The sequence below is a fragment of the Rhizobacter sp. P3_B12 genome (genome assembly GCF_056402895.1).
The window spans coordinates 1-1,879 of the sequence record NZ_JBFUGN010001112.1 but is presented as its reverse complement, the minus strand read 5'-3'; the positions used below and the strand labels follow the sequence as shown (position 1 = coordinate 1,879).

Below are 1,879 nucleotides of genomic sequence, written 5' to 3'. Positions count from 1 at the left end.
CCCTCAAGCCGCGCCAGGTCGAGAACTTCGCTCGGCTTCACCTGCGGGACGTGCCGGAGTTGCTTCTCAAGATCGACGCGTACCAAGGTTCGGCATATACGCGCCTGGCCATGAAGTTGATGACGCTGACGTTCGTGCGTACCACTGAGCTGGTCGAGGTGACGTGGGACGAGATCGACCTGGAACGCGCTGAGTGGCGCATTCCCGCCGAGCGCATGAAGATGCGCTTCCCGCACATCGTGCCGCTGTCTCGTCAGGCTATCGAAGTCATCCGCACACTGGAACAGCTTCGCAACCGAAGCCCGTACGTGTTCCCTGGCGAGCGCGACCACGAGAAGCCAATGAGCAATAACACGATCCTGACCGCGCTCAAGCGGATGGGGTACGCGGGGCGGATGACCGGTCATGGCTTCCGAAGCATCGCCTCCACCGCGCTCAGCGAATGGAAGTTTCCGGAAAAGATCGTTGAGCCGCAGCTGGCGCACATGAAGCGCAATCAGGTGGCTGCGATCTACAACACGGCGGAGTACCTCACAGAGCGAGCCGAAATGATGCAGTGGTACGCCGATTACATCGATTCAATCCGCCAAGGCGGACCCGTGCTGCCCGTCAAAAAGGCAGCGTAAAAGCGGAAAGGCCAGGTGCGTCAACACCCGGCCTCTCCTAACCACAACCCACCTGCTTCAGAGGTGAATATGGCTATTTCGAATGATAGCGGCGCAAGCTTGCGCCGCAATGATTGGTTCTCGGGCGCCCTGCCCGGCGTGCACCGGTTCTGCCTGGTGCATGACGTTCGTCACTCCGCACGGGAGGCCTGACGATGGAACCGTATATCAAGACCCAGCGGCTGTACATGAAGGCGGCCGAGCAGACCAAGTTGCCAGGGATGGCAGTGATGAAGTTCGCCGAGCTGGTGAACGAGGTCGCGAGCGGCATGCAGGTGCTTTTCTCGATTCGCGAAACGATGTACCTGGACACCACCGTCCACGAGCAGCCATACGCGCCGCTGCTGTCAGAGCACGACGTGCAGGCGCTCGATCGCATGGCCCGTGCGTCGCTGGAAATGCTCACGAATGAGAGCGTGCAGCTCATGGACTGGGCCTACGACCACCACACCACCGAGGGCGTGGAGCGACGCCGATTGCACCGACAGCAAATGCCAAAGGGCGGCGGCGCGTGATTTCCGCTGCGGACATGCGGACAAACGACGCAAGACCGCTGCAAGCCGCATGAATGCTGGGTTTGCGGCCCGGAAAGGACTGCGGACAAAGGTGCGGACAAAGTGAGGACAGTGCGGACAAGTCCTCTCTATCTCTTCTCTTTGTTCTCCAGCTTTGTCCTTTCCAGGTCAGCCCTGGCAATGAAATTGTCTCGTCTTGGTGTCTACAGATGAGACAGCGATTTGCATCAAATGGCGTCAGCAGTTTTCAGCCCTGACCGAAGCAATTCGCCTGAACGGTAGCGACTGGCGCCGCAACAAGAAAGCGGGCAGCACCGCAGGTGAATTGCGCCTGGTCGAGCAAAGCGCGCGCACGTCGAGCGACGTGTGGCCATGTCTCCACCTCAATCCATACGAACCATGAACGCAACCGCACAACGTATTCCGGGCACTGCAGGCGAGCGCCTGTTGAGGAAGCCCGAGGTCCTGGCCAAGGTTGGCCTGGGGACCACCAGTCTGTATGCACGAATCAAGGAAGGCCGATTCCCTGCGCCGATCTCGCTCGGCGGGAGCTGCGGCGGCGGCCGAGGCCTCGGAAGGGCTGTCGGCTGGCTCGAGTCGGAGGTCGAAAGTTGGATCGCTGATCGCATCGCCGAGTCCCGTGGCCAACAAGCCGGACCGAGGGAGGCGCAGCGCTGATGACTGAACGCACCCCGAGAA

The 1,879-nt window shown here is 60.8% G+C and carries 3 protein-coding genes; all 3 read left to right on the top strand.

The features are described from left to right. On the top strand, window positions 1-626 hold a 626-nt coding region (locus AC1D01_RS32710; protein WP_477873656.1), incomplete at its 5' end, for a tyrosine-type recombinase/integrase. A gap of 194 nt (window positions 627-820) precedes the next feature. Next, window positions 821-1,180: a hypothetical protein gene (locus tag AC1D01_RS32705; protein WP_056820432.1), complete on the top strand. Its 360-nt coding sequence runs from the start codon at window positions 821-823 to the stop codon at window positions 1,178-1,180. 372 nt (window positions 1,181-1,552) lie between these two features. After that, complete coding sequence (locus AC1D01_RS32700; RefSeq protein ID WP_477873655.1) at window positions 1,553-1,858, top strand: helix-turn-helix transcriptional regulator; 306 nt, start codon at window positions 1,553-1,555, stop codon at window positions 1,856-1,858. The last annotated feature ends 21 nt before the right edge of the window (window positions 1,859-1,879 follow it).

Bases quoted from the DNA above. Each gene is read 5' to 3' on its own strand.
- AC1D01_RS32700 (WP_477873655.1), top strand. From the start codon at position 1,553: ATGTCTCCACCTCAATCCATACGAACCATGAACGCAACCGCACAACGT.
- AC1D01_RS32705 (WP_056820432.1), top strand. From the start codon at position 821: ATGGAACCGTATATCAAGACCCAGCGGCTGTACATGAAGGCGGCCGAG.